Source organism: Salinivibrio sharmensis (assembly GCF_001995985.1).
In the GTDB taxonomy this organism is placed as follows: Bacteria; Pseudomonadota; Gammaproteobacteria; order Enterobacterales; family Vibrionaceae; genus Salinivibrio; species Salinivibrio sharmensis.
In genome coordinates, this window is the sequence record NZ_MUFC01000005.1 from 209284 (window position 1) to 234387 (window position 25104).

Here is a 25104-nt window from a genome sequence, read left to right on the forward strand (position 1 = left end):
GACATGCTATGAACTCTCAGACAGATATTCCGGCAAACATTCAGGCATCAAAGAGGCAAATTACAGGTTCGATTACGATTTATGAGGTAAAGGAGCTGGAGATTGCTTTCACTTTATCGGACGGTGTAAACGTTGAGGAAACCTGGGATCTAAAGGGGGTTGAGGAAGTGGATACCTGCGGTATTCAGTGGCTCGCTTCGGTTCGCGCCCGCCTGCGTGACAAGGGCGGCTCCCTTAGGCTGATCAATGTCAGTGAGGAGCTATCGGAAAAAATCAGGCTGCTGGGGTTATCTTACCTGCTAATCCCAAACGGAGAAGCGAATAACCATGTCTGATCCTGTATTGATTTTTCAGGAAGAAGCAGCGGAGCACCTTGAAAACTTGGAGTCTGCACTTCTGGAGCTGGAGCAGCATCCCCAGGATGAGCGTCAGATTAATGTGGCTTTCCGGGCGATGCATACGATTAAAGGTGCTGCCGGAATGGTGGGGTATGACCATCTTTCATACTTTACCCACCATCTAGAGACGCTTTTCGAAAATGTGCGAAATGGCTCTCTGGCGCTAGATCAGGAGCTTATTAATCTGGTGCTGGAGTGCCGGGATCAGATTGAGGGGCTGTTAACACGGGATAACCCTAGTGTTGAGTCTATGACTATCAGCGAAACTCTGATAGTAAGACTGACGGCAGCCATGCCCGATAATGTTTCATCTCAATGGGACAGTGGGTGTGCTACGGCTACGGCAGACTCTGAAACAGTTATGGAACGGATATACCGTATCGACTTGTCTCCTAATCTGACGAGCTTTCAGGATGGTTTTGATCTTTTACCGGTGGTTCGGGAGTTGCAATCCCTGGGTCCATGTTTTGTTTCTGGTTATTTGGACAAAGATTTTGCCACTGACACCTTTGATCCTGAAAATTGCTACCTGTCGCTGACCGTGCTACTTACGACCTCCCAGGGTGGGGAAGCTTTGGATGATGTCTTTATTTTCGTTCAGGATGACTGGCGTATAGAGATCACGGATATCAATTATGACGAGGCCTACCGGCTTGGGCAACTGTTTGTGCAGCAAGGAGTAACAAGTGCTGAAGAACTGGAAAATTCTTTGAGTGCAAAGTGCTTGGCCGAGAAGGATTTGACAAGACCCGGGGCAGCAGAACCGGAGGTAGTTGAACGGACTCTGGCAACTCAGAATCATATCCTTGAGCAGCAACGTCAGGTGCAGTCTGAACCAGAGAAAAGCATCAAGGTATCCCAGCGCAAACTTGACCAGCTGATGGATCAAGTAGGTGAACTCGTGATTTTACAGGCTCGTCTGGATCGGTTTGCGACGGAGCTTGCCGATGAGCAGATCGAATCTTTAGCAGAAGAGTTAACGCGTTTATCAAGCAACCTAAGAGAAACCACGTTTGACATCCGAATGTTGCCTATTGGCTCGACTTTTGGCCGCTTCCGCCGTTTGGTCAGGGACCTTGCTAAAGACTTGAATAAGGAGGTGGTGCTAGAGACCAGTGGCGCAGAAACAGAACTTGATAAGGTGGTTATTGACAAACTAGCGGACCCTTTAGTGCACTTGCTACGAAATAGTCTGGATCATGGAATTGAGTCCCCCGAGTCTCGGCAAGCAGCGGGCAAACCCCGAAAAGGAACAATCCGTTTGGATGCCTCACACCAGCAGGGACAAATTGTGGTAACGATTAGTGATGACGGCGCTGGGATCAACTCTGAACGAGTGTTCTCCCGTGCAGTTGAGCGGGGACTTATATCGGCATCACAAAACTTATCTCATGCCGAAATCTACCAACTCATTTTGGAGCCCGGATTTTCAACCGCAGAAACAATTTCTGATGTTTCTGGTCGTGGCGTTGGCATGGATGTGGTGAAAAACTCCATAGAAAGCCTGCAGGGCCGGATATACATTGATAGCTCTCAGGGGCGTGGAACAGTGGTGAGAATAATGTTGCCGATGACCTTAGCCATTATTGATGGGCTGATGGTTCAGGTATCGGACGATTATTATGTATTACCACTTAGCACGGTTGAAGAGTGTATTGAAACCCTCTCCAGTCAGGTAAGCCTACGTGATGGTGGGCGACTGGTTCAGCATAGAGATCAGCTAGTCTCCTGTGTACGGCTTCGTGAATGGTTTGATATTCCTGGTAAGCAACCAGCAATAGAGCAGACGGTAGTTGTTCGTATTGGTGATGATATTTTGGGAATTACTGTGGATGATGTTGTTGGCCATTTTCAGACCGTCATCAAGAACCTCGGCAAACTTTATGAGGATGTAGAGGGTGTTATGGGTGCAACAATTATGGGAAGTGGCGGGATTGCCATGATTATAGATGTGGCGGCACTGGTTGGGAACACCAGCGGCTCCAGCGCAGATATAGCCTAATTGGCTAAGGATGAAACGATGTTCAAACGAATTACCATGAAAGCTCTTTTGTATACAGGTTTGGGGTTGTTGATTGCTCTGATAGGCCTTAATAGTTATCTGAGCATAGATGCCTTGAATCGTTCGAAGGAACGACTTGATGAAGTGGTTAATGAAGGAGCACAGAAAGTACTCGTTGCCGGTCAGATCCGTGCAAACTTTCTGGAGACAGACCGTCTCGGTAAATCGGTACTGTTAAGCCAGACTACTCAGTCCAAGAAGGAGCTGACAGCAGAGATATTATCTGCCCGAGAGTCGTTAATCGAGCAGTTAGAAGAGCTGAACCACCTGATCACTAGCCCGAGAGGAGAGCAGGCGATCAAGCGGTTCGAAGCTCGAATGCGGGCTACGTTCGATATCGGGAATCGTATCAGAGAAATATCTGCATTGACTTTAGATTCTGGAGCAACAGAGTTACAGGTTGCAGAGGCAAACCGGTCAGGCTATCTATTGTTACGCGATCAGTCCGAGCCGTTGGTGAATGAAGCGCTCGCTGCACTGAGAGCGATACTGGAGATTGCTGATACGGAAATGGCGGACTCGGTGGTTCGAGCTGAAGCACGCTTTCAGGAAGCAAGTACGCAGTTGTTGGCGATGCTAGGAGTATCGATCTTGATCGGTATTTTGGTGGCTGTGATGATTATTCGCCGGATTAACGAAGTGGGGCGAATTGCGATTTGCATTGGCGAGGGTGGTCTGAACCAGCAGTTTAATCAGCAAGCCAGTGATACGGATCTTTACGGCGTGCTGCGCAATATGAGCCAAAGGCTTCGTGATATTGTTGGTGATATAAAGGAAGCATCCGACAATGTTTCCTCCGGCAGTATTGAGCTGAGCAGTACAGGTCAACAGATTGCCCAGGGGGCTACCGAGCAGGCGGCTTCTCTTGAGGAAGTATCGTCATCGATGGAGCAGATGACCGCTAACATTGCCCAGACTGCGGATAATGCCCGCCAGACAGAGCAAATAGCCCGCCAGTCAGCGACCGATGCTAAAAGTACCGGAGAGGCGGTTCATGAGACAGTTGAAGCGATGAAAGATATCGCAGAAAAAATCGGTATTATCGAGGAGATCGCTCGCCAGACAAACTTGCTGGCATTGAATGCCGCTATCGAAGCGGCCCGTGCGGGAGAGCATGGTAAGGGCTTCACTGTAGTAGCCGCAGAGGTTCGCAAGTTGGCGGAACGCAGCCAGCGGGCGGCGGGTGAAATTGTTGATCGGTCCCGCAGCAGTCTGGAGATTAGTGAGCGTGCGGGTGAGATGCTGACAGGTCTGGTGCCCAGCATTCAGAAAACCTCTGATCTGGTTCAGGAGATAAGTGCAGCGGCGGTTGAGCAGGATAAGGGGGCCTCGGAAATTAATAAAGCTCTTCAACAGCTAGATCAGGTGGTTCAGCAATCTGCCGCATCCGCAGAGGAGATGGCAGCAACCTCTGAAGAATTATCGACACAGGCTGAGCAGATGAACAGCACAGTCAGTTTTTTCTCCGTTGACGACAGTACTCAGGACTATAAAGAGCTAGAACTTAAAGAGACTAAGTTTAAGCAGACCCGTAAAACAGATCCAATATTAACCCAGCCAAAAAAATCGGATAAGTCTAAGCTAGGGGCTGATGGCATTGATATTGAACTGAATGATGACGAAGACGAGTTTGTTCGTTACTGAGGTGCATGATGGAAAAGCGTTCAGAAACTTCTATTGATCATGTGATATCTAGCGCCGAGGTGGTCCAAATTCTGTCTTTTATTCTGGATCATGAGTGGTTCGGGGTAGAGATAAGCGGTATCCAGGAAGTATTGGAATATCGCAAGGTGACACCTGTGCCTCGCACTCCTACGTTTATGCTGGGGGTAATCAATCTTCGTGGCAAAGTAATTCCTGTGGTGGACTTGCGGGTTCATTTTGATATAGCTGTCACTCAGCCGACGGTGGAAACCTGTATTGTGATCATTCATGTCGATATTGATGGTGAAGATACGGTTCTAGGTATTCTGGCGGATCGTGTGCAGGAGGTGGTCGAAGTTAATCCCGCTGATATTAGCCCGGCTCCAAAAATAGGTAACCGGGTGGATAGTCGGTATATCTATGGTATGGCCCGTTGCGAGGAACATTTTATTATACTGCTGCGTTTATCGCGTATTTTCTCATCAGATGAGCTGCAACAGGTATTGGATCGCACGCCAGAGTCTGATCCAAAACATAATGACAAAAAATGCCCCGCCGGTGGCAATGAATGAGACAAGAGGAACATTTGCAGCCTGCAGAGCATAAGCGAATTGCAGATTTTATTGCTTTAAAATCGGGTATTCAGCTACCTGAACATAAACGCAGTTTGATCGAAACTCGCCTGCGACGACGGGTGAAAGCCACAGGATACAAAAGTTTTATAGATTACCTTAATTTTACCTTATCATCTGATGGGGCTCGGGAAGAACAGATACTCCTGATTGATGCATTAACCACTAATACAACTGACTTTTTTCGTGAGCCTGGGCATTTCGATTTTCTTTGCCATTACCTGAGCAATCACTGGGTTGATCAGAGCGGCTCGGGCTTCACATCTCCGCTAAAAGTATGGAGTGCAGCCTGCTCTACCGGGGAAGAGCCTTACACGCTGGCTATGGTATTAAGTGAGTTGCGGGGTGAGCTGGTGGGGTTTGAGTTTACGATTGATGCGACAGATATAGCGCCTTCGGTACTTGAAACCGCTAAAAAAGGGATCTATGCCCAGTCTCGCATCGCTCCAGTAGCAGAGTATCTCAGAAAAAAATATCTGTTGAAAAGCCGTGATCCTGCAAAAGCGCTGATTCGGATGGACACCTCTCTTCGTGCTTGCGTTCATTTTTATCCGTTTAATTTGATTACGGGTCATTATCCGACAAAACCAACTTATGACGTCATTTTCTGCCGTAACGTACTTATTTATTTCAATGGGGAGGACCGAGAAAAAATCTTGCGTAGGTTGCGTATGGCTCTGCGCCCTGGAGGGCTTCTCTTTATTGGTCATTCAGAGAACATCGGGACTCTCAGGGATGAGTTTGAAACACTGATACCTACTGTTTTCCGGAGGATTGGCTGATGGCTGAAAAAGTTCGTGTGTTGGTGGTCGACGACTCAGCGGTGGTGCGGCAATCTTTAATTGAAATACTGAATGCCGACCCGGCCATCGAGGTGATCGCCACAGCCTCTGATCCTTATATGGCCGTGGAAAAGCTCCGGAAAATTCGTCCCGATGTGATAACCCTTGATGTCGAGATGCCACGAATGGATGGTATCACTTTTTTGCGAAAATTGATGATTCAGTCGCCAGTGCCTGTGGTGATCTGTTCCTCATTGGTCGGTGAGGGGACGCAAACCCAGATTAAGGCATTGGAATATGGTGCGGTCGATATTATTGCTAAACCCGCTTCGGGGACGCGACAGTTTTTAGCAGAATCCCGCACCCGTATTACTGACACTATTAAAGCAGCGGCCCTGGCGAGAGTTTCCAAGCTTCCCGCTAATCGTATTAAGCCGAAACCCGGACTGTCAGCGGATGCAATTATCCCTGCCGGAGTCCACAAGGCTATGGCGGAAACTACGGATAAAATTATTGCACTGGGGGCATCAACCGGTGGTACCGAGGCGATCCGTGAGGTACTGGAAGCGATGCCTGCAGACTGCCCTGGTATTGCCATTGTGCAGCATATGCCAGAAGGCTTTACCCGCTCTTTCGCAGAGCGACTGCATAAGTTGTGCCGTATTGTGGTGAAAGAGGCTGAAAATGGCGACACCTTATTAAGGGGACATGCGCTTATTGCCCCGGGTAACCGTCATATGCTTATTAAGCGCAGTGGTGCCAGATACTACGTTGAGTTAAAAGATGGCCCAATGGTGAGTCGTCATCGGCCCTCGGTAAATGTCTTATTTCGTTCAGCCGCCCGCTACGCGGGTCAAAATGCTATGGGCGTTATTCTGACCGGTATGGGGGATGATGGCGCGGAGGGTTTGGTTGAAATGCGCGAGGCAGGAGCCAAAACCTTTGGACAGGATGAAGCTACAAGTGTGGTGTACGGAATGCCGAAGGAGGCCTGGATGCGAGGTGGTGTTATCTATCAGCTGCCCTTACTGGATATTCCTGCGGCAGTCCTCGGTTATAAACGGGGCAGGTAATTACTATGGGTGTCGAACAGAAACCTTTTATTATTCATGTCGGAGAGCTGGTGTTTGGTAAGGGGCGCAGGCGTATCAAAACCCTATTGGGCTCCTGTGTGGCGATCACTCTGTGGCACCCACTACACAGGTATGGTGGTATGTGCCATTTTGCTCTTGCTAAAAAGCCTGCCACAGCAACGGTAGCGCAGACTCTGGATGCCCGTTATGCCGACGATTGCATAAAGCTGTTCCGTAAGCTTGCTGAAGAGCGTGGCACAGAGCTTTCTGAATATCAGGCGTGCATCTACGGCGGAGGGAACATGCTTTCATCTTCCAGGCTGAGAACAGACTCAGCGTTTTCTGAAGTTGATTCCAGCCCTATCGGAGATGCGAATGCGGCCCAGGCTTTTGCACTATTGGTTGCTGAAGGCGTTGCCATTAAAGAAGCCGATGTTGGAGAGCAAGGTTACCGTAAAGTCTGCTTTGACCCTAGATCCGGTCAAGCGGAAGTCGAGTTTTCTCTTGTTAGTAGCGTTAAACTCTGACTAAGGACATACCTATAATAATGAACAACATAACTTTCAGTATCAGAAAACAAGCCTTGTTGATACTGCTCGTTTTTAGTCCGCTGGGAGTTGGATTAAAAACTCTGATGATCATTTTACTTCAACCCTGGTCAACTGCACCACAAAGTCTTGATGTGTCCTTTTCTTATGGGCTTGCTTTTACACTGGTTGGAGCGGCTGTTGCTGCCCACGTGTTAAAACTGAACGCTAAGCTCAGATTAATCTATGTGCTAGCTCTACTTGCATTTGGGGGATGCAGTCTGGTCTATCATAGCTGGCGCTATATGAATAATCAGGCCGATAGTATGGCTTATGGGTTTTGTCTACCGCTGATCCCCGCCATGCTGATCACCCTAATGGGAGTATGTTTTAGTCTGGGGGCAAATGAGGGAACCCGCTTATTATGGCGGATATGTAGCGCTATTAGTATCGTCATAGGGGGGCTGTCTCTGTCCTATGATCTTGCTCCGCTAAGCATTGGCAGTGACTTAGCTGTACCAGCGGCTCAGGCTTCTATCACCGGTGGTTTGTTTGCTCTGCTGCTGGGGGTTATCTTTTGGCGGGTCGATATTCAGCCGGAAAATGCACGTTTCCCTATGCCAGCAAAAGCGATGAAGGTCGGCGCCTATGGCTTTCTATCAACTCTGGTACTTATGTATATTGCCACTGTGATTCGGCAACAGGACCGAGACCAGTCTTTCCAATATCTATTAGACAACTATGTACTTATCTCTCAACAGGTAACCGGTGATTACGGACCAATACTGCAGAGCATGATGGGGCGCTGGGCGACTAGCCCCATTGTGTCAGAAGGAGCACTCTATGCTTACCTGCCCACTGTTATCCTTTTGCTCGGTCTGCTAATAACTTATAAGCTAATGGTCGAACGCTCTTTGAGCGAGATCAGCCTTCAGCAGGCCTGCAAATCGAGAGTGAGCGAACAGTATTTCCGCTCGCTTTATAGCCATAATCCAGATGCGATTTTATCCTTTGATCGTGATGGGTTTTATCAGGCTATGAATCCTGCAATGGAGCAGACTCTTGGTATAAACGAGAGTGATTTCCTGGGTAAGCATTTCTATGATTTGCTGCATAAAGAGATTGTGCCGGAAGAGGACTTAAAGAGAGTCTATATCGCCTTTGGTAAAGCGAGTCAGGGTTATCCCCAGCCAGCCGTCACGTTTAGATTACAGGCCTCAGATAACACCGAAAGAGTTTTCAAAATCACTTTTTTACCCATCATCATTGACGGGAATACTGAAGGGACTTTTGGGTTGGCAAAAGAGATCACCAGCCGTTTGTTTAGTGAAGAAAATCAGCGACTGATGGAAAGGTGCCTGGAAGCAAGCAGCAATGCTATCGTGGTAACGGATGCACGTCTTCCCCATTATCCGGTGGTGTACACTAATCCCGCGTTTTTTAATATGACAGGATTCGCCCTTGATGATATTCGTGTGAGAGCCCTTGACCTTCTAACTGGTGAGCGAACGGACACTGCAGATATTGACCGAATCCTGAACGCTGTTTTAGAGCGAAGGACAGAATCCCTAAACGTTATCAGCTACCGAAAAAATGGCTCGTCTTTCTGGAATAAGCTTTTTATATCCCCGGTCAGAAATGAAAACAATGAAGTCACACATTTTATTGCTGTCATGAATGATATTTCATCAGAGGTGCGGCAGAAACAGGAGCTTAAATATCAGGCCACTCATGATAGTTTAACCGGGCTTGCTAACCGAGTGCTTTTTGATGAGCATCTTGCTTTCTATATTAAAGAATCAAAAGCTAATAATGGCTCATTGGCTTTACTATTTATTGATCTTGATGATTTCAAATCAGTAAATGATACTATGGGGCATAAAGTAGGCGATCAATTATTAATAAGTGTCACTGAAAGGTTGAATGCCTGTTTGCAGAAAAATGATATTCTGGCTCGTTTTGGCGGAGATGAGTTTGTTCTTATTACTACCCACTATAGCTCCTTGGAAGATATTATTTTTATCTCTGATAAAATTCTCGACCAAATCAGGCAGCCATACTCCGTAGAGGGCAACAAACTGCACATATCAGCCAGTATCGGTATTGCAACATTGGCAGAATATTTGACCAGCCCTGAAAAGCTGCTTCAACAGGCAGATATGGCAATGTTTAAAGCCAAGCAGCAGGGGTGTAACACCTATGAGATTTTTTCCGATGATTTGAGTATAAAACTTTCCCGTCGAGTAGAGCTACGTAATGACTTGGATGAGGCCATCAAAAAAGAGCAGCTTTATCTGCAATACCAACCTTTAGTTGATGTAACAGGTGACCTTATTGGTTTGGAGGCTCTTGTACGCTGGCAGCACCCCATAAAGGGACCGATTTCTCCGGTTGATTTTATCCCGATTGCAGAAGAAACAGGGCAGGTGACAGAGCTTGGAACCTGGGTACTACGACGGGCTTGCCTGGATGCCTTATCTTTGGTCAACAAAGGGCTGTTATCCGGTCGTGTCGCAGTGAATTTATCTCCGATGCAGTTCCATCGCCCTGATTTTCTAAAGATACTTCGGCAGGTTCTTGACGAAACAGGGTTACCACCGGAATATCTTGAGCTTGAGTTAACAGAAGGGATTCTGATGTGGGATACCGAAGGTGCAATTGATCTTCTTAATATGTTGACTAATATGAGTATCACGATAGCAATTGATGATTTTGGCACTGGTTTTTCCAGTTTAAGTTATCTTAAAGAACTCCCTATTGGAAAAATAAAAATTGATAAAAGCTTTGTTGATGGTGTGACTATCAATGAAAGAGATGCTGTCCTTTGTAAAGGTATCATTACTCTGGCTCATTCACTTAATCTTAAAATAATCGCAGAAGGTATTGAAGCCAAAGAGCAATATGCTTTTCTACGTGACTGTGGCTGTACCGGCTTTCAGGGATATTATTTTGCTAAACCGATGAGCTATACAATGCTACAATCCTGGATTAATATTATCGATACTTAAAAATGATTAGCTTCTGGTCTTGTGTGTCTGGAAGAATTAAGAGCTTTGGGCCGATCCAAGGCAGTGCTTTATTGCAATCTCTGTTAGGTTTTACCTTTGTTATCTGTGGTGGAAAGTGAACTGGGAGGGGTACAATAGTACTCATCGATTAGCTCATCACTGCGATATTTGAAATCATCTGATGAAAATGAATGATTTTTTGTTTAAAATGTTATTTTCAAATAAAACTTTATGTGTTCGCTGGTGGATTTTAAGTAACACTACGGCTGATACTAGGTTGACAAAATAATGCTTCTTATCATCGATAACTACGATTCTTTCACCTATAACTTGTATCAATACTTTTGTGAATTGGGCGCGTCTGTTTGCGTCAAACGCAATGATGCGATTAGCTTGGCGGAGATAGAGGCGATGGCACCCACGCATATCGTGGTTTCGCCAGGCCCGTGTACCCCAGATGAGGCTGGGATCTCGCTGGCGGTGATTGAGCACTTTGCGGGAAAGCTCCCCTTGTTAGGTGTCTGTCTGGGCTACCAAGCCCTAGCGCAAGTATTTGGTGCTAAGGTGATACGCGCGAAGGCAGTGATGCATGGTAAAACCTCGCCCGTTGATCACGAAGGACAAGGTGTCTTTGCGCATTTGCCAAGCCCGCTTACCGTCACGCGATATCACTCCTTAGTGGTGGATCCACACAGCTTACCTGCTTGTTTGATGGTAACAGCGACCACCACAGAGGCGGATGGGCGAGAAATCATCATGGGGTTAAAACACCGAGAGCTGGCGGTGGAAGGGGTACAATTTCATCCAGAAAGCATTCTCACCCAAGAGGGGCATACGTTACTGGCCAACTTTCTCCAACAATAACCCCGTCAACTAAAGGTCACGACCGTTTTAAGCGCCATGACTTGGGGCCATCTCAGTCGTGCGCTATTACACAGTATTGCACTAAATCGCGATCTTTATCACTAATTTTACATTTCGCGATTTTTGACTGCCTTATCAATGGCTGCAACCTTATGCAGCGTGGGTATTCTCTCCCTTCAGTCTTGCCTATTTGGCATCATAGCCTTGCTTGCTCTGCGCTTCTCCCTGCTCACAGTTTATGCATAACTATCTCTGTAAACTGCATGATTTCGGTTACCCTGCTGAAAACAAAACATAATCTGCTATTGCTGCAGTTAAAATAATGTAAATACTATGCGTCATAGATAAAACACAGAAGGATTGAGTGATGACAATGGAGCACAAAGTAGAACGTAAACTCTTCGACGAAGTCATGGTGCCATGTTACAACCCAATGCCGATGATCCCGGATCATGGTAAAGGATCGCGTATCTGGGATCAGGAAGGTCGAGAGTATATCGATTTTGCCGGTGGTATTGCGGTGAGCTGTTTAGGTCATTGTCATCCGGTCATGGTGGATGCACTGACTGAGCAAGCGCAGAAGCTGTGGCACTTGAGCAATGTGATGACCAATGCGCCCGCGTTGCGCCTCGCCAAACGCCTCACCGAGCTTTCCTTTGCCGACCGCGTGTTTTACGCGAACTCAGGCGCCGAAGCCAACGAAGCAGCGCTTAAACTGGCGCGCCGCTGGGCAAAAGAGGAGCACGGCGAGCACAAAAGTGAAATTATCGCGTTCACCAAAGGTTTCCACGGTCGCACCTTCTTTACCGTAACAGTGGGCGGTCAGCCTGCCTACTCTGACGGTTTTGGTCCAAAGCCTGGCGATGTTACCCACCTTCCTTACAACGATATCGCCGCATTGGCTGACCATATTTCCGAGCGCACCTGTGCGGTGATGATGGAGCCATTGCAAGGTGAGGGCGGCATTGTGCCGCCAGAGCCAGGCTTTTTGCAGGCCGTGCGCGAGCTGTGTGATAAGCACAATGCATTGCTGATATTTGACGAAGTGCAAACTGGCAATGGCCGTACTGGGACCTTCTATGCCTATCAAGAATCAGGGGTCGAGCCAGACATTCTGGCGACGGCTAAATCATTGGGTGGCGGTATCCCCATTGGTGCCATGCTTACCACCGAACGTCTCGCGGCACATATGAAGCCGGGTGTTCATGGCTCCACCTATGGCGGTAATCCATTGGCGTGTGCGGTGGCAGAAGCGGTGGTCAATGAAGTGACCAAGCCTGACGTCTTAGACGGTGTGATGGAGCGCGAGCAATGGTTCCGTGATGGTTTAGAAGCGATTAACGATAAGTACGGCATTTTCAGTGAAGTCCGTGGCAAAGGCTTGCTACTCGGTGCGGCACTGAACCAAGACTGGGAAGGCCGTGCACGTGATATTCTGGTTGCTGCGGGTGAAGAAGGCCTGTTGGTATTAGTCGCCGGCCCAAATGTGGTGCGGTTTACTCCCTCATTGGTGATTACCAAAGCCGATATTGAAGAAGGGATGGCACGCCTGGAGCGCGCGATTGCGAAGGTTGTTGCAGGATAAGCGACCTCATACACTCGGAGGGATTTGAGATGTTAGTTATTCGGCCTATCCGTGCATCAGATTTTGATGCACTGATGTTGTGTGCGGAAGCGTCCGGCCACGGGTTTACCTCGTTGCCGGTAGATGCCGATTTGCTCCAAGGGCGAATTGATAATTCGCTAGAAAGTTTTGCCAAAAAGGTGACAGAGCCTGGCCCGGAAGGCTACTTGATGGTCGCTGAAGATGTAGAAACGGGTGAAATTGCTGGGACAACAGGCATCGAGGCCGCGATTGGCCTCGACAACCCATTTTACAGTTACCACCTGACGAAGGTGGTGCACTCGTCGCGCAAACTGAATGTGCATAACATCGTGGAAGTGCTGACGTTTGGCAACAACTACACCGGCACGACAGAGATCTGCACCTTGTTTATGCGCCCTGAGTTTCGTGGCGGCCTAAACGGCAAGCTTTTATCTAAGTGTCGGTTTTTGATGTTGGCACAATTTCCAGAGCGTTTCGCAGACGTGGTCTTTGCTGAAATGCGTGGTGTGTCTGACGACGAGGGGAACTCGCCGTTTTGGCAATGGTTGAAGGATAACTTCTTTAACATTGACTTCACGTTGGCTGACTACCTCACCGGGATTGGGGCGAAAGGCTTCATTGCTGACCTGATGCCAAAATTGCCGATTTACGTGAGCCTGCTTAGTGAGGAGGCGCGAGCGGTGATCGGGCAAGTGCACCCAAATACCCGCCCAGCGTTGCGCTTGTTGGAAAAAGAAGGCTTTTCGTGCCGTGGTTATGTCGACATCTTTGATGCCGGCCCCACGGTGGAATGCTTACGTCACAATATCGAATCCGTGCGTCATTCTTTTAACGCCTCGGCAAGCGTAAGAGAGCACAGCAGCGCGCAGGACTATTTGATATCGAACACGGACTTTGCCGGTTTCCGCGCCACGGCGGCGAAAGCGGCGGTGGATCATGAAACCAATCAGGTGGTGATCAGCCCCGCGGTAGCAGACGCATTGAATGTAAAAGAAGGCGATCAGCTGCGTTTGATTGCCATGGAGGGATAAGATGACAAAGCAATCAGCAGGCCATCTGATTAACGGTGAATGGGTGAAAGGCGAGGGCGAGGTGATGACCTCGCAAAATCCCTTTGATAGTCAGTGTATTTGGCAAGGTGAAGAAGCGACGCGTCCCCAGGTTGAACAAGCGGTTAGCGCCGCACGTGAAGCCTTTCTTCGTTGGCGTAATACTGAATTTGCCGAGCGCCAAGCGCTGGTTGAGCGCTTTGCCGAGATAGTGAAAGCGAATACGGATGATTTAGCGCGCACCATTGCGGAAGAGACGGGCAAACCATTCTGGGAAACCAAAACCGAAGTCGGTGCCATGGTGGGAAAAGTGGCGATCTCATTACGCGCTTACCACGAGAGAACGGGCTCACGCGAGAAGGACGTCAATGGCACGCAAGCGGTGTTGCGCCACCGCCCGTTAGGTGTGATGGCGGTCTTTGGTCCCTACAACTTCCCGGGTCATCTGCCCAATGGTCACATTGTGCCTGCGCTTTTAGCCGGTAACAGTGTGGTATTCAAGCCGTCAGAGTTGACGCCGAAAGTGGCGGAGAAAACACTGGCGTATTGGCTAGAGGCGGGGCTGCCACATGGCCTTATCAATTTGGTGCAAGGTGGCCGTAATACCGGTGAGGCTCTAGCGCAAGCGCGCGGCATCGACGGACTGCTATTTACCGGTAGCGCCAATACTGGCCATATTCTCCACCGCCAGTTTGCCGGTCAGCCTGATAAGATGCTCGCACTTGAAATGGGGGGAAATAATCCCTTGGTGGTCAGTGATCAGTTTGGTGATTTAGAGGCCACCGTGTATACCATCATTCAGTCAGCGTATCTTAGCGCCGGTCAACGCTGTACCTGTGCGCGCCGCTTGCTGTTGCCTGAGGGGGAAGTGGGTGACAAGATCTTGACGCGCCTAGCTCAATGGACAAAAACCGTGCGTGTAGGCGGTCAGTTTGATGATCCGGCTCCGTTTATGGGCGCACAGATCTCAGTGGCGGCAGCGGAAGGCATCCTGGCGACACAACAAAAGCTTGTTGATCTGGGCGCGAAGCCAGTGATTGAGTGTGAACATCAGCATGATGCGGTGATCTCGCCAGGGATCTTGGATGTCAGTGGTATCCAAGACTTACCGGATGAAGAGTATTTTGGCCCGTTGTTGCAAGTGCAGCGTTACCAGGATATGGCCGATGCGGTCACCAAAGCCAATGACACCCGTTATGGATTGTCTGCCGGGCTTATCAGTGAAGACGATGGTGAATGGCAGTATTTCCTTGACCATATTCGTGCAGGGATTGTTAACCGCAACCGTCAATTGACCGGAGCCAGTGGCGATGCGCCATTTGGTGGGCCAGGTGCTTCGGGGAACTTACGCCCTAGCGCGTATTACGCGGCAGATTATTGTGCTTATCCCATGGCATCCATGGAGGGCGAGCAGGTGATGCTTCCCGAGACGTTCGCCCCCGGTATACCGACTCAACAGGACTAAGGAGAGCAACATGGACAGTGGCCAAGCGTTATTCGACAAACTGTGGCAGGACTACATCAACCGCCTATGCCCTTCGGCACATAAGGTGCATGCCTTATTAGAGGAAGGGCAACCTTTGATCAATGATCATATTGCCTTACGGACATTTGGTTTGCCTAAGGTTGGGCTAAAGGTACTCGCGCGTCCATTTCTCGCCTTGGGGTATCAGCAAAAAGGTGACTATACCTTTGAAGCGAAAAAGCTCAATGCCTGCCATTTTGAGCACCCCGATCCCTTGATGCCGAAAGTCTTTATCAGTGAATTGATGGTCGAGCAATGCTCGCCCGCGCTTCAGGCGATTGTTGAGAAGCTGGTGGCACAAGTTGATGCGTCGTCACTTACAGGCAGCGATTTTCTCCATCAGGGCCGCCTATGGGATATTGATTGGGCAACCTATCAAACGCTTGCCGAAGAGAGTGAATATGCGTCTTGGGTGGCGGCACACGGTTATGGTGCGAACCATTTTACCGTGAGTGTGAATCAGCTGAATGCGCATGATGATTGCCTCTCGGTGAACAACCGATTGCGCGATAATGGCTTTGCGATTAACGAGTCAGGCGGGGAAGTCAAAGGGGATGCATCTGTGTATCTGGAGCAATCCTCCACCATGGCTGACCGCGTGCCCGTTACTTTCTCCGATTGCACGCAAACCATCCCGGGTGGCTTTTACGAGTTTGCTAAGCGTTATGTCCTGCCCAATGGTGAGCTTTACCAAGGTTTTGTGGCTGCTTCGGCAGACAAAATCTTTGAAAGCACCCATTAGTGCGTCACGCATTGCTTATCGACATCATGGGAAAAGGGAGCGTGTGATACGCTCCCTTTTTTATCGTCTATTGAGCCTCGATGTCGAGCCAAAACGTGTCTGGAATCGCTTGTGTTTCGTTGCTTAAATGCGGGTTGTCGACTCGGATGACAGTACGCTCACCAATGTTCGCCTTTTCAAAGGTTTCCTCAACTAAAGGCGCATTATTGAAAAACTCGATAAATGATCCGTCTTGATACGCCGCTTCAAAAGCGCCATTTAACATCTCGGCGACGTCAGCATGTTGCGGAGACACAAACAGGAACATTGGGAAGCGATAGATCAGCATCAGGTGTGGGTCAACTAACAGGTTACCGTATTGCGGCCGCTCGGCTAATTCACTAAAAGGCTCAATCAAGGCACGAGGGAAGAGATCGGCCCGGCCCGTATCAACCACTTTGAAAATGTTTTCAAAGCTCGATATTTCACGTACGCGAAATCCCGCTGAGTTAAGCACCTTGACGTCGGCCCAACCTTGTCCCTGAATCATAGTCAGAGACTGCAAGTCACTCGCGCTACTTATCTGAGCAAGTTGGGGCTCGGTGGCTTGGTTGGTAATAAACAGGCGGTGGCCGAGTAAGCCACGAAACACGGGATAGCGAACGGGGATCAATTCAGCTTCCAGTGTACGGTCGGCACCAAGCCAGTCGACGGTGAGCTTGCCTTGCTTGAGCATTTCCACCTTACGAGATTGAGAGCCAATTTGGCCGTCAAAGGCTTGTAAGGTAACAGATTCTCCCGACTTTTCGGCAAGAAACTCGATGAGCTCAATGGCATAGAGATCAAGCGCCGAGCCGGCGCGTGGCTCGGGGTGGACAATCGTCGTATTGGACGCAGCATGGACTGAAAACACAGAGAGCGCGAAGGCGGTGAGGGTAATCATGAGTTTTTTCATAAACGACACCTTGTTAATTTTATGTTAACCATGTCGTTTTGAGTGTAGAAGCAATCCGCGTGCTTGCCAGATAATGGAGATAAAAAAACCGACGCCAGGGCGTCGGTTGGTGATACAGAGAGTGGCGCGATTAGCGTGTGCCGTATACCACGATGGTTTTACCGTGTGCGGAAATGAGGTTTTGCTCTTCCAGCATTTTAAGGATACGTCCCACTGTTTCGCGTGAGCAGCCAACGATTTGGCCAATTTCCTGACGGGTGATCTTAATCTGCATACCATCAGGATGCGTCATGGCATCAGGCTGCTTCGCCAAGTTCAATAGGGTTTGCGCAATGCGCCCTGTGACGTCCAGGAAGGCAAGATCCCCCACCTTTTGGCTCGTTACCTGCAAGCGGCGCGCCATTTGTGAGGACAAGCGCATCAAGATATCAGGATTCACTTGGATAAGCTGGCGGAACTTTTTGAATGATATTTCTGCCACTTCACACGGTGATTTGGCGCGTACCCAAGCAGTGCGCTCTTGGTCTTCTTCGAAAAGCCCGAGCTCACCGATGAAGTCACCTTGGTTAAGGTAAGACAGGATCATTTCCTTGCCTTCTTCATCTTTGATCAGTACGGCCACAGACCCTTTCACGATGTAATACAAGGTCTCCGCCTTTTCACCAGCATGGATAAGCGTGCTTTTCGACGGATACTTATGAATATGACAATGTGAAAGGAACCACTCGAGTGTAGGGTCTGTTTGAGGTTTTCCTGGAACCATATAACTTATTTCCTCTGCATGTGTTGCCCGGCAACAACGTCCTATCTTTGTCTGAGGGGTAACCCATCAGATCATTGCACAGAATACGAAGTCTGAACGCGGGCTACAAGCTCACTGTATGTTAACAAGAGTGTATCTTTTTTTGTTGGTGATTTCTTGATTTTGATCTAGGCCAACCGCCTAAAAAACTGGCAAAAACGTGGCTAAGATCACGGCTTGAGAAGTAATACATCATGAATGCGCTACGCCTCAGCCAATCTTGCCTTTTTCTATCAATTGCTGGATCAATGGACGTATGATCAATTCCATTGCAAAGCCCATTTTTCCTCCCGGCACCACTAAGGTGTTATGGCGCGACATAAACGACCCGGTGATCATTTGCAACAGATAAGGGAAGTCGACGTTTTTCATGCCACGAAAGCGGATCACCACAAAGCTTTCATCCAAAGACGGAATCCCTTTGGCATTTAATGGGTTTGAGGTATCTACCGTGGGAACGCGCTGAAAGTTGATATGGGTGCGAGAAAACTGCGGGGTGATATAGTGCAGATAATCATCCATTGAGCGCACAATCGAGTCGGTCACCGCTTCACGAGAATGGCCTCTATCGCGCGTATCACGGACAAATTTTTGAATCCACTCTAAGTTGACGATGGGGACCATACCAATCAAGAGATCGACGTGCTGCGCAACGTTGACGTCACCGTCGACCACGCCGCCGTGCAACCCTTCGTAAAACAATACATTGGTATTGTCGGCCAAGTCTTGCCATGGCGTGAAGGTACCAGGCATTTGGTTATAGGGCACCGCTTCATCAAAGGTATGTAAGTAGCGGCGGTACTTCCCGGTGCCTTGGTCACCATACTCACGAAAAAACTGTTCCAGCCGAGGGAAGTCGTTGGCGGTGGGGCCAAAATAGCTGATATGTTTACCTTGCTCACGCGCTTTACGGATCTCGACGTCCATTTCGGGACGGGTAAAGCGATGAAAGCTGTCCCCTTCTAGCCAGGCCGCTTTGATGTTCATCATTTGGAACATCTTTCGGAAGGCTTCCGAGGTGGTGGTGGTGCCGGCCCCTGACGAGCCGGTGACCGCAATAATTGGATGTTTAGCCGACATGACGCGCCCTGTCATTCAGTCTGAATTTGTATCGCGATACGGCGAGTACTGCGATGCTAGGATCTGAGTGCTGCTTTACGACGAATATCCACTGTCTCGTGCAACTCAGAATACACAATCACGGCTTCTCCGGATTGCAGTTGTTGGCGAACGTCCTCCACTTTTTGTGCAAAGCTGACTTCTTGCTCACCATAATCGGTTCCTTCCCGTAACACAAAATGCTCAATTAAACCTGTGAGTGTCTCGTCGGGAATCGATTGCCATGGAACCATCATACTACATCACCTTTTATCGATCTCAGGATGGCATGCTAGGGTGCCTGATGTGAATGTTGTGAATTGGCTCGCATTTTACCCGATCATTCCGCGTAATGCAGTGGTTCTCTACGCTTTCTTGATCGTGCGCGTGTCACTCACACGATCCGAATGAGGTGATGGTACGGGTAGATAAGTGGCAAGCCAGTGGGGGACGGCGTGCTCAAGCCAAAACTGTGGCTGTCGCCAACTACCGGCGACAAAGCCAACATGGCCGCCATGTTCAGTGAGTTGGTAATCAATGTTTGCGGGTAACGGGGACGTAGGGATCACCGCGTCGGTCATAAAAGGATCGTCTTTGGCATGAATAATCGCCAGTGGGGCCTTGATGGTGTCGAGCACCGATAAACCACTGCAGGCGCGATAATAGTGGAGGGCATCGTCAAAGCCATGAAGCGGAGCGGTGACGGTTTGGTCGAACTCGAACAGAGTGTTTATCGCCGGGCGCTCCCCCGCGTGCCATCGGCCTACTTGCTGATGCCGTGTGAGCTTTTCCGCTAGGGTTTGTCGCATCGAGCGCAATAAATAGGCTTGATAAATACGGGAAAAGCCTTGCTGGATACGCATCGAGCAGGCGGCAAGGTCAAGTGGCGGCGACACGGCGCAGCCACAGGCCACGATGGGATCATCGTGATAGTCCGCCAGGTAACGCACCAGCATATTTCCCCCCAAAGAGACCCCTACCGCGCCAATTTGACTCTCTGGATAGGTTTGACGCAAATGGGTTAAGAAGGCGCGTGCGTCCTGGGTTTCTCCCGAGTGGTAGGTTCGCGCGGCACGATTGAGGCGGCCACTGCAGCTGCGAAAGTGCATCACCACGCCGCACCAACCTTGGCGTTGGAAGGCCGCGAGCAAGCCGTTGGCATACGGGCTGTCAAAACTGCCTGCTAAGCCATGGAATAAAACAACAATCGGTTGTCCAGGTTGCGGCTGATGCGTCCACGCCAGATCAACAAAATCGCCATCGGGCAGATCAAATTGCTGCCAGCGAGGGGTGAAAAGCGGGGCACGACGCAGAAAGCGAGGCAACAAGGTTTGCAGGTGCGCATTCCGCGCGCTGGGAATGGGTTTAAACGGTGTCATCATGGTTGCTTCCCTGTTCCTCGGCGGGTGTCACCTTCAGTGATGTGTATAGGTTGCGTGCTGATGGTGACAACTGACGGCAATAGTAGGCGAGAGGAGAGGCGCTGTCCGTGAGCCAGGTTTGACGATTCAGGGCATCGACTAAATCTTGCTGTTGGAATTTTTCTAAGCTGAGCTCGAAGTTAAGCATTTTTTTATATTGCCCACTCCCGACACGCGGCTTGATGTCACGCCGTAAATGACGGTAAGCAATCAGTAAGTGCTCAGAGCGGCTCAATGCGTGCTTCAGTTGTGTGAGGCTCTCGGGCGCAAGACCATAGCCGTGCTGTTCAATCCAGGCGAGTAATAAGGCAAGGTTGACATTGCCTTGATGCTCGTCTTGGAGCCTGAGGCAAGCTTGCTTCACCTCTGGCTTGCCATAATGATGTAAACAAAACTGCCATAGGTCGGCGGGGTTCGCCATCCCAGGGGTTAGTTTTGATTGAATGTCGCCTCCAGGGCTTCCAGCTCTTCTTGTCGCTCCATCCATTCTTGTTCCACCTCTTCGAGCGTCGATTTGGCATCCGCTTGACGTTGCAATTGCGCCGTGAGTTGCGCCTTATTATCAGTGTGATAAATGTCAGGGTCCGCCAACTGATTTTCTGCGTCAGTGATAATGGCAGAGAGTTGCTCTATCTGTGTGTCGAGATTGTCAATTTTTTTCCGCAAAGGCGCGGTTTGCTTGCGTAACTCGGCATCGCGGCGTTTTTGCGCTTTGCGATCCATCTGTGTTTGTTGCGGCGCTGTTTTCTCCGCGGCCGCTTGTTTTTTGGTCTCGGCGCGATCGGCGCGCTGTTGATCGGTCAGCCAGCGATGATAATCGTTCAAGTCTCCATCAAAGGGTAGCACTGCGCCATTGTCGACCAAGTACAAATCATCGGTGGTGGCGCGCAGCAAAAAGCGATCGTGACTGACGATCACCATCGCGCCCTCGTAGGACTGTAAAGCGAGTGTCAGCGCTTGGCGCATATCCAAGTCCAGATGGTTGGTTGGCTCATCAAGTAACAATAAGTTCGGCTTTTGCCAGACCAGTAAGGCGAGCACAAGGCGGGCTTTTTCTCCGCCAGAGAAGGGGCCAATAGGCTCGAGCGCCTTGTCGCCTTGAAAGCCAAACCGGCCGAGAAAATCACGCAAGGTTTGCTCAGCGGTGGTGGGGGCCAACCGGTTTAAGTACTGAAGTGGTGTATCGTCGATGCGTAACGTATCGAGTTGGTGTTGGGCAAAATAGCCAATTTTCACCCCTTGTGAATAGGTTAATTCGCCCGCCATGGCGGGTAAGCTGCCCGCGAGGAGTTTAATCAGGGTCGACTTACCCGCACCATTGCGCCCCAGTAAGCCAATGCGCGCCCCCGGCACCAGGTTAAGGCGAATGTTTTCAATAATGGGCGTCTTATCATAACCGGCCGCCACCTTGTCCATCATTAAAATGGGAGTGGGTAAGGCATCCGGTGTGAAGAAGGTAAAACTAAACGGGTTATCGTATTGCGCGGGCAATACTTTCTCCATGCGCTCGAGCGCTTTAATCCGGCTTTGCGCTTGGCGGGCTTTGGTCGCTTTGTAGCGAAAGCGGTCAATGTACGATTGCATGTGGGAAATTTGCTTTTGTTGCTTTTCGTACTGCGCCTGTTGTTGGGCCAATTTTTGCGCGCGCATCTGCTCAAAGTCAGAATAATTACCGGTATATTCATTAAGTTGTTGATGTTCAATATGAATAATCCGGTTGACGACAGGATCCAAAAAGTCCCGGTCGTGGGAGATCAACACCAAGGTGCCAGGGTATTGTTGTAACCATTTTTCCAGCCACATCACCGCATCGAGATCCAAGTGGTTGGTCGGCTCATCCAGCAACAATAGATCAGAGCGGCATAATAGCGCTTGTGCTAAGTTCAGTCGCATTCGCCAGCCCCCTGAGAATTGGGTGAGCGACCAGTGGACTTGGGGTTGGCTAAAGCCCAGACCATCAAGCAGACTCGCGGCGCGAGCTTCAATGGTGTAGCCACCAATGGCATCCAATTTGTCGTGTAACATCGCCACCGCGTTACCATCATCACGGGCTTCGGCGTCGCGTAGGGCTTGTTGGAGCTCGCGGTATTCGCTGTCGCCATCAATGACATATTCAAGGGCGCTTTTATCAAGTGCGGGGGTCTCTTGCGCTACCCAAGCCACTTGCCATTGGCTTGGGTAATCACAACGGCCGGCATCCAGGGATAATTGGTGGCGGAGCAAGGCAAACAGGCTAGATTTGCCACAGCCATTTTTGCCCACCAAGCCGACTTTATCGCCTGGTGAGATAGTGGCTGAAGTGTGGTCAAGCAGGGGCTTACCACCACGAAGCAGTTGAATGTCGGAGAAGCGAATCATGATTACTCAGTCTGTCTCGGGTTGATGGATGCGCATTGTTGCGCGGTCGTTATACCAGCTTGATACGGGGATTGCCAAATTCTACCGCGTCATCCTACTGGTCAGACACAGACGGGGCATATTTGTGTGTTAAAGTTAAAAACACGGAATAAATGAACAGATTGCGTTCTGACCATAATCATAAGACAAGGAAGCCTATGCCCCGAGATAAGGCTGAAAGCCCCTCTCTTCCCAAGGTACTGGTGATTTTTGCTCACCCCGACCCCGATGAATCCGTTGCTAATCGTCGTTTAATTGAGGCCATTACCCCGCTGACCCATGTCACCGTGCACGATATTTACGCTGCATACCCTGATTTTGTGGTGGACGTCCATCATGAGCGCGCGTTGGTCACTGACGCCGATGTGTTGGTCTTTCAGCATCCACTGCAAATGTATTCCTGTCCGGCGCTGTTAAAAGAGTGGATAGATGTGGTGCTAGGGAAAGGGTTTGCACATGGTCAAGGTGGGGATGCGTTGGCAGGTAAAACCTGTCGCTTTGTAGTGACCACCGGGGGGGCGGCCGAAGCGTTTAGCCAACAAGGTTACAATAAATATTCGATGGCCGAACTCTTGCAACCCTTTGAATTGACCGCCTCATTATGTCGGATGTATTGGATCCCACCGTTGGTCTTGCACTGGGCGCGTCGCGTTGGCGATGCCGATCGCGAGGCGTTTGCCGAGATTTATGCCGATTGGCTCGCCGATCCGCTGGTGCAACAAGGAGGAGAGGATGGATAACAACCTCTTATCGGTGGCTTTTGTCTTTTTATTGGCGGCGGTGATTGCGGTTCCGTTGGCGCAGCGCTTGGGCATGGGCTCTGTCCTTGGCTATTTGCTGGCAGGCATAGTGATCGGGCCCTGGGGGCTGGGCCTAGTCCGTGATGTGGATGCGATTCTCCATTTTGCGGAGTTCGGCGTGGTGCTGCTGCTTTTTCTGATTGGCTTGGAGTTGAACCCGAAAAAGTTGCTCCAGATGCGACGGCCGATTATCGGGCTTGGGGGCAGTCAGGTCGTGGTCACAGCGTTGTTTATCGGTGTGATTTGCGCATTGGCAGGCTTGACACTCTTGCAAGCGTTGGTGATTGGGGTCGGCTTGGCGCTTTCTTCAACCGCGATTGCGATGAAGATTATTGAAGATCAACGCCTGATGCGCAGCGAAACCGGGCAAGCGGGGTTTGCGGTCTTACTCTTCCAAGACATTGCGGTGATCCCGATGCTCGCGATGATCCCTGCGCTTGCCGGTGGCAGCGCTGGCAGTTGGCTCGACGTATTATGGATGTTTGTTGGCATCGGTATCCTGCTGGTGGGCGGTCATTTCTTGCTGCGCCCACTGTTTCGTCTAGTGGCCATGAGTGGTGTTACCGAGCTATTTACAGTGACCTCGTTGGCCTTGGTGATTGGGATTGCCCTCGCCATGCAAGCGTTAGGGTTATCAATGGCGCTAGGTGCTTTTCTCGCTGGGGTACTGCTGGCTGAAAGTGAATACCGGCATGAATTAGAAACCGCGATTGAGCCTTTTAAAGGTTTGTTGCTCGGGCTGTTCTTTATTGCGGTGGGAATGACCGTTGACCTTGGTTTATTGCTCGACTATCCACTGGCCATTCTGGGAGCGGTTGCGGCGTTAATTTTGGTGAAGACCTTGCTGCTTTATGGCTTGGCGCGTGCCTTCGGGGTCGTACCGAAAGCGCGTAGTCAAATGGCGGTATTACTCAGCCAAGGGGGAGAATTTGCGTTTGTCATTTTCAATGCGGCGCGTAACCAGGGTTTGCTTGACCAAGAGTTAAACGCGTTTTTGTTGGTGGTGGTCAGCTTGTCGATGATGACCACGCCTTTAATGCTGACGCTTCAACAACGCTGGTTTGCCCGCACGTTCAACGAGCCAGAGGACGCGCCGCCCCAAGGACAGTTTGAGCAAGCTGATGCGCGCGTGATCATTGCCGGTTTTGGTCGCTTTGGTCAGGTGGTGGGCCGGTTGATGTTCGCCAATAAAATTGGGGTGACCATATTAGAACGTGATCCGACGCAAATTAAGCTGCTACGTCGCTTTGGCTATGAAGTGTATTATGGCGATGCAACTCAGCTCGATTTATTACGGGCGGCAGGGGCGCATACCGCTGAAGCGATTGTGATTTGTACTGATTCGCCTGATGAGGTAATGGAAATTGTTGATCTTTGTGCGCGCCATTTCCCTAACCTTAAAGTAATGGCGCGGGCAAGGAGCCGTGTAGAGGCTTATCAATTGATGGCGCAGGGCGTGGATCAATTCTCGCGTGAAACCTTTTTGGGGGCGCTTGAGCTCGGGAGACAGACGCTAGAGTCACTGGGTATGCATCCGTACAAAGCCAAGCGAGCCGAAATTCTATTTCGTAAGTTGGATATGCGGGTATTGCAAGATCTATTGCCGCAACACAGCGAAGACTTGGCCACGGCTTCTCGAGTGAAAGAAGCGCGCAAAGAATTAGAAGAAATTTTTGACCGAGAAATGCGCGGTGATAGTGAGCGGCACCAAAGTTGGAACCGAGATGAGTAAGGTGTTGA

The 25104-nt window shown here is 49.8% G+C and carries 22 protein-coding genes; 15 read left to right on the plus strand and 7 right to left on the minus strand.

The genetic code is table 11. The annotated features are described in order from the left end of the window. The first annotated feature begins 8 nt into the window (after positions 1-8). From BZG74_RS07080 to BZG74_RS07140, 13 genes are all read left to right on the plus strand, one after another. Positions 9-335, plus strand: coding sequence for an STAS domain-containing protein (locus tag BZG74_RS07080; protein WP_077771966.1), 327 nt, complete (start codon positions 9-11; stop codon positions 333-335). Then, the gene (locus BZG74_RS07085) at positions 328-2400 is read left to right on the plus strand and encodes a chemotaxis protein CheA (protein WP_077771967.1); all 2073 of its coding nucleotides are present in this window, start codon (positions 328-330) and stop codon (positions 2398-2400) included. Before BZG74_RS07080 ends, BZG74_RS07085 begins: the two co-directional genes overlap by 8 nt. An 18-nt stretch (positions 2401-2418) precedes the next feature. Further along, positions 2419-4104, plus strand: a complete 1686-nt coding sequence (locus BZG74_RS07090) for a methyl-accepting chemotaxis protein (protein ID WP_108744074.1) — start codon at positions 2419-2421, stop codon at positions 4102-4104. Between the two features lie 8 nt (positions 4105-4112). Then, positions 4113-4676: a chemotaxis protein CheW gene (locus BZG74_RS07095; protein WP_077771968.1), complete on the plus strand. Its 564-nt coding sequence runs from the start codon at positions 4113-4115 to the stop codon at positions 4674-4676. Next, positions 4673-5518 (plus strand): CheR family methyltransferase, encoded by an 846-nt coding sequence (locus BZG74_RS07100; RefSeq protein ID WP_077771969.1) that lies wholly within the window; start codon positions 4673-4675, stop codon positions 5516-5518. The genes BZG74_RS07095 and BZG74_RS07100 overlap by 4 nt, the downstream gene beginning before the upstream one ends. Then, on the plus strand, positions 5518-6591 hold the full coding sequence (locus tag BZG74_RS07105; protein ID WP_077771970.1) for a protein-glutamate methylesterase/protein-glutamine glutaminase: 1074 nt from the start codon (positions 5518-5520) through the stop codon (positions 6589-6591). The genes BZG74_RS07100 and BZG74_RS07105 overlap by 1 nt, the downstream gene beginning before the upstream one ends. Positions 6592-6596: 5 nt before the next feature. After that, complete coding sequence (locus BZG74_RS07110; protein WP_077771971.1) at positions 6597-7118, plus strand: chemotaxis protein CheD; 522 nt, start codon at positions 6597-6599, stop codon at positions 7116-7118. Positions 7119-7138: 20 nt separating this feature from the next. After that, entirely contained in the window at positions 7139-10126 is a 2988-nt protein-coding gene (locus tag BZG74_RS07115; protein ID WP_077771972.1) for an EAL domain-containing protein, read from the plus strand. Positions 10127-10414: 288 nt separating this feature from the next. Then, on the plus strand, positions 10415-10990 hold the full coding sequence (locus BZG74_RS07120; protein ID WP_077771973.1) for an anthranilate synthase component II: 576 nt from the start codon (positions 10415-10417) through the stop codon (positions 10988-10990). Between the two features lie 367 nt (positions 10991-11357). Continuing rightward, complete coding sequence (locus BZG74_RS07125) at positions 11358-12575, plus strand: aspartate aminotransferase family protein (RefSeq protein WP_077522045.1); 1218 nt, start codon at positions 11358-11360, stop codon at positions 12573-12575. Positions 12576-12604: 29 nt separating this feature from the next. After that, the gene (astA, locus tag BZG74_RS07130; protein WP_046074770.1) at positions 12605-13627 is read left to right on the plus strand and encodes an arginine N-succinyltransferase; all 1023 of its coding nucleotides are present in this window, start codon (positions 12605-12607) and stop codon (positions 13625-13627) included. A 1-nt stretch (position 13628) separates the two neighbouring features. Beyond that, a complete protein-coding gene (gene astD, locus BZG74_RS07135; RefSeq protein ID WP_046074771.1) occupies positions 13629-15110 on the plus strand; it encodes a succinylglutamate-semialdehyde dehydrogenase in 1482 nt (493 codons plus the stop codon). 10 nt (positions 15111-15120) lie between these two features. Continuing rightward, positions 15121-15912, plus strand: a complete 792-nt coding sequence (locus BZG74_RS07140; RefSeq protein WP_046074772.1) for a DUF1338 domain-containing protein — start codon at positions 15121-15123, stop codon at positions 15910-15912. A 67-nt stretch (positions 15913-15979) separates the two neighbouring features. Here BZG74_RS07140 and BZG74_RS07145 read toward each other — a convergent pair whose 3' ends face one another. The 7 genes from BZG74_RS07145 to BZG74_RS07175 all read right to left on the minus strand — a co-directional run bounded on the left by BZG74_RS07145 (position 15980) and on the right by BZG74_RS07175 (position 22525). Continuing rightward, complete coding sequence (locus tag BZG74_RS07145; protein ID WP_077771974.1) at positions 15980-16846, minus strand: type 2 periplasmic-binding domain-containing protein; 867 nt, start codon at positions 16844-16846, stop codon at positions 15980-15982. A 130-nt stretch (positions 16847-16976) separates the two neighbouring features. Next, positions 16977-17609: a cAMP-activated global transcriptional regulator CRP gene (crp, locus tag BZG74_RS07150; protein WP_002535199.1), complete on the minus strand. Its 633-nt coding sequence runs from the start codon at positions 17607-17609 to the stop codon at positions 16977-16979. A gap of 249 nt (positions 17610-17858) precedes the next feature. After that, complete coding sequence (locus BZG74_RS07155) at positions 17859-18728, minus strand: phosphoribulokinase (protein ID WP_046074773.1); 870 nt, start codon at positions 18726-18728, stop codon at positions 17859-17861. Positions 18729-18784: 56 nt separating this feature from the next. After that, positions 18785-19003, minus strand: coding sequence for a YheU family protein (locus tag BZG74_RS07160; protein WP_077578264.1), 219 nt, complete (start codon positions 19001-19003; stop codon positions 18785-18787). Between the two features lie 108 nt (positions 19004-19111). Further along, positions 19112-20128, minus strand: a complete 1017-nt coding sequence (locus BZG74_RS07165) for a hydrolase (protein WP_077771975.1) — start codon at positions 20126-20128, stop codon at positions 19112-19114. Continuing rightward, complete coding sequence (locus tag BZG74_RS07170) at positions 20112-20588, minus strand: TIGR02444 family protein (RefSeq protein ID WP_101494672.1); 477 nt, start codon at positions 20586-20588, stop codon at positions 20112-20114. The genes BZG74_RS07165 and BZG74_RS07170 overlap by 17 nt, the downstream gene beginning before the upstream one ends. Positions 20589-20596: 8 nt before the next feature. Beyond that, positions 20597-22525 carry an ABC transporter ATP-binding protein gene (locus BZG74_RS07175; protein ID WP_077771977.1) on the minus strand — a complete coding sequence of 643 codons (1929 nt, stop codon included), beginning with the start codon at positions 22523-22525 and terminating at the stop codon, positions 20597-20599. 197 nt (positions 22526-22722) lie between these two features. Here BZG74_RS07175 and kefG point away from each other — a divergent pair, with 197 nt between their 5' ends. Further along, positions 22723-23304, plus strand: coding sequence for a glutathione-regulated potassium-efflux system ancillary protein KefG (kefG, locus tag BZG74_RS07180; protein ID WP_077578268.1), 582 nt, complete (start codon positions 22723-22725; stop codon positions 23302-23304). After that, positions 23297-25096 carry a glutathione-regulated potassium-efflux system protein KefB gene (kefB, locus tag BZG74_RS07185; protein WP_077771978.1) on the plus strand — a complete coding sequence of 600 codons (1800 nt, stop codon included), beginning with the start codon at positions 23297-23299 and terminating at the stop codon, positions 25094-25096. The genes kefG and kefB overlap by 8 nt, the downstream gene beginning before the upstream one ends. The last annotated feature ends 8 nt before the right edge of the window (positions 25097-25104 follow it).

Bases quoted from the DNA above. Each gene is read 5' to 3' on its own strand.
- astD (WP_046074771.1), top strand. From the start codon at position 13,629: ATGACAAAGCAATCAGCAGGCCATCTGATTAACGGTGAATGGGTGAAA.
- kefB (WP_077771978.1), top strand. From the start codon at position 23,297: ATGGATAACAACCTCTTATCGGTGGCTTTTGTCTTTTTATTGGCGGCG.
- BZG74_RS07140 (WP_046074772.1), top strand. From the start codon at position 15,121: ATGGACAGTGGCCAAGCGTTATTCGACAAACTGTGGCAGGACTACATC.
- BZG74_RS07125 (WP_077522045.1), top strand. From the start codon at position 11,358: ATGACAATGGAGCACAAAGTAGAACGTAAACTCTTCGACGAAGTCATG.
- BZG74_RS07090 (WP_108744074.1), top strand. From the start codon at position 2,419: ATGTTCAAACGAATTACCATGAAAGCTCTTTTGTATACAGGTTTGGGG.
- BZG74_RS07145 (WP_077771974.1), bottom strand. From the start codon at position 16,846: ATGAAAAAACTCATGATTACCCTCACCGCCTTCGCGCTCTCTGTGTTT.
- BZG74_RS07165 (WP_077771975.1), bottom strand. From the start codon at position 20,128: ATGATGACACCGTTTAAACCCATTCCCAGCGCGCGGAATGCGCACCTG.
- BZG74_RS07120 (WP_077771973.1), top strand. From the start codon at position 10,415: ATGCTTCTTATCATCGATAACTACGATTCTTTCACCTATAACTTGTAT.
- BZG74_RS07085 (WP_077771967.1), top strand. From the start codon at position 328: ATGTCTGATCCTGTATTGATTTTTCAGGAAGAAGCAGCGGAGCACCTT.
- BZG74_RS07100 (WP_077771969.1), top strand. From the start codon at position 4,673: ATGAGACAAGAGGAACATTTGCAGCCTGCAGAGCATAAGCGAATTGCA.
- BZG74_RS07095 (WP_077771968.1), top strand. From the start codon at position 4,113: ATGGAAAAGCGTTCAGAAACTTCTATTGATCATGTGATATCTAGCGCC.
- kefG (WP_077578268.1), top strand. From the start codon at position 22,723: ATGCCCCGAGATAAGGCTGAAAGCCCCTCTCTTCCCAAGGTACTGGTG.
- BZG74_RS07175 (WP_077771977.1), bottom strand. From the start codon at position 22,525: ATGATTCGCTTCTCCGACATTCAACTGCTTCGTGGTGGTAAGCCCCTG.
- BZG74_RS07080 (WP_077771966.1), top strand. From the start codon at position 9: ATGAACTCTCAGACAGATATTCCGGCAAACATTCAGGCATCAAAGAGG.
- astA (WP_046074770.1), top strand. From the start codon at position 12,605: ATGTTAGTTATTCGGCCTATCCGTGCATCAGATTTTGATGCACTGATG.
- BZG74_RS07170 (WP_101494672.1), bottom strand. From the start codon at position 20,588: ATGGCGAACCCCGCCGACCTATGGCAGTTTTGTTTACATCATTATGGC.
- BZG74_RS07160 (WP_077578264.1), bottom strand. From the start codon at position 19,003: ATGATGGTTCCATGGCAATCGATTCCCGACGAGACACTCACAGGTTTA.
- BZG74_RS07105 (WP_077771970.1), top strand. From the start codon at position 5,518: ATGGCTGAAAAAGTTCGTGTGTTGGTGGTCGACGACTCAGCGGTGGTG.
- BZG74_RS07155 (WP_046074773.1), bottom strand. From the start codon at position 18,728: ATGTCGGCTAAACATCCAATTATTGCGGTCACCGGCTCGTCAGGGGCC.
- crp (WP_002535199.1), bottom strand. From the start codon at position 17,609: ATGGTTCCAGGAAAACCTCAAACAGACCCTACACTCGAGTGGTTCCTT.
- BZG74_RS07115 (WP_077771972.1), top strand. From the start codon at position 7,139: ATGAACAACATAACTTTCAGTATCAGAAAACAAGCCTTGTTGATACTG.
- BZG74_RS07110 (WP_077771971.1), top strand. From the start codon at position 6,597: ATGGGTGTCGAACAGAAACCTTTTATTATTCATGTCGGAGAGCTGGTG.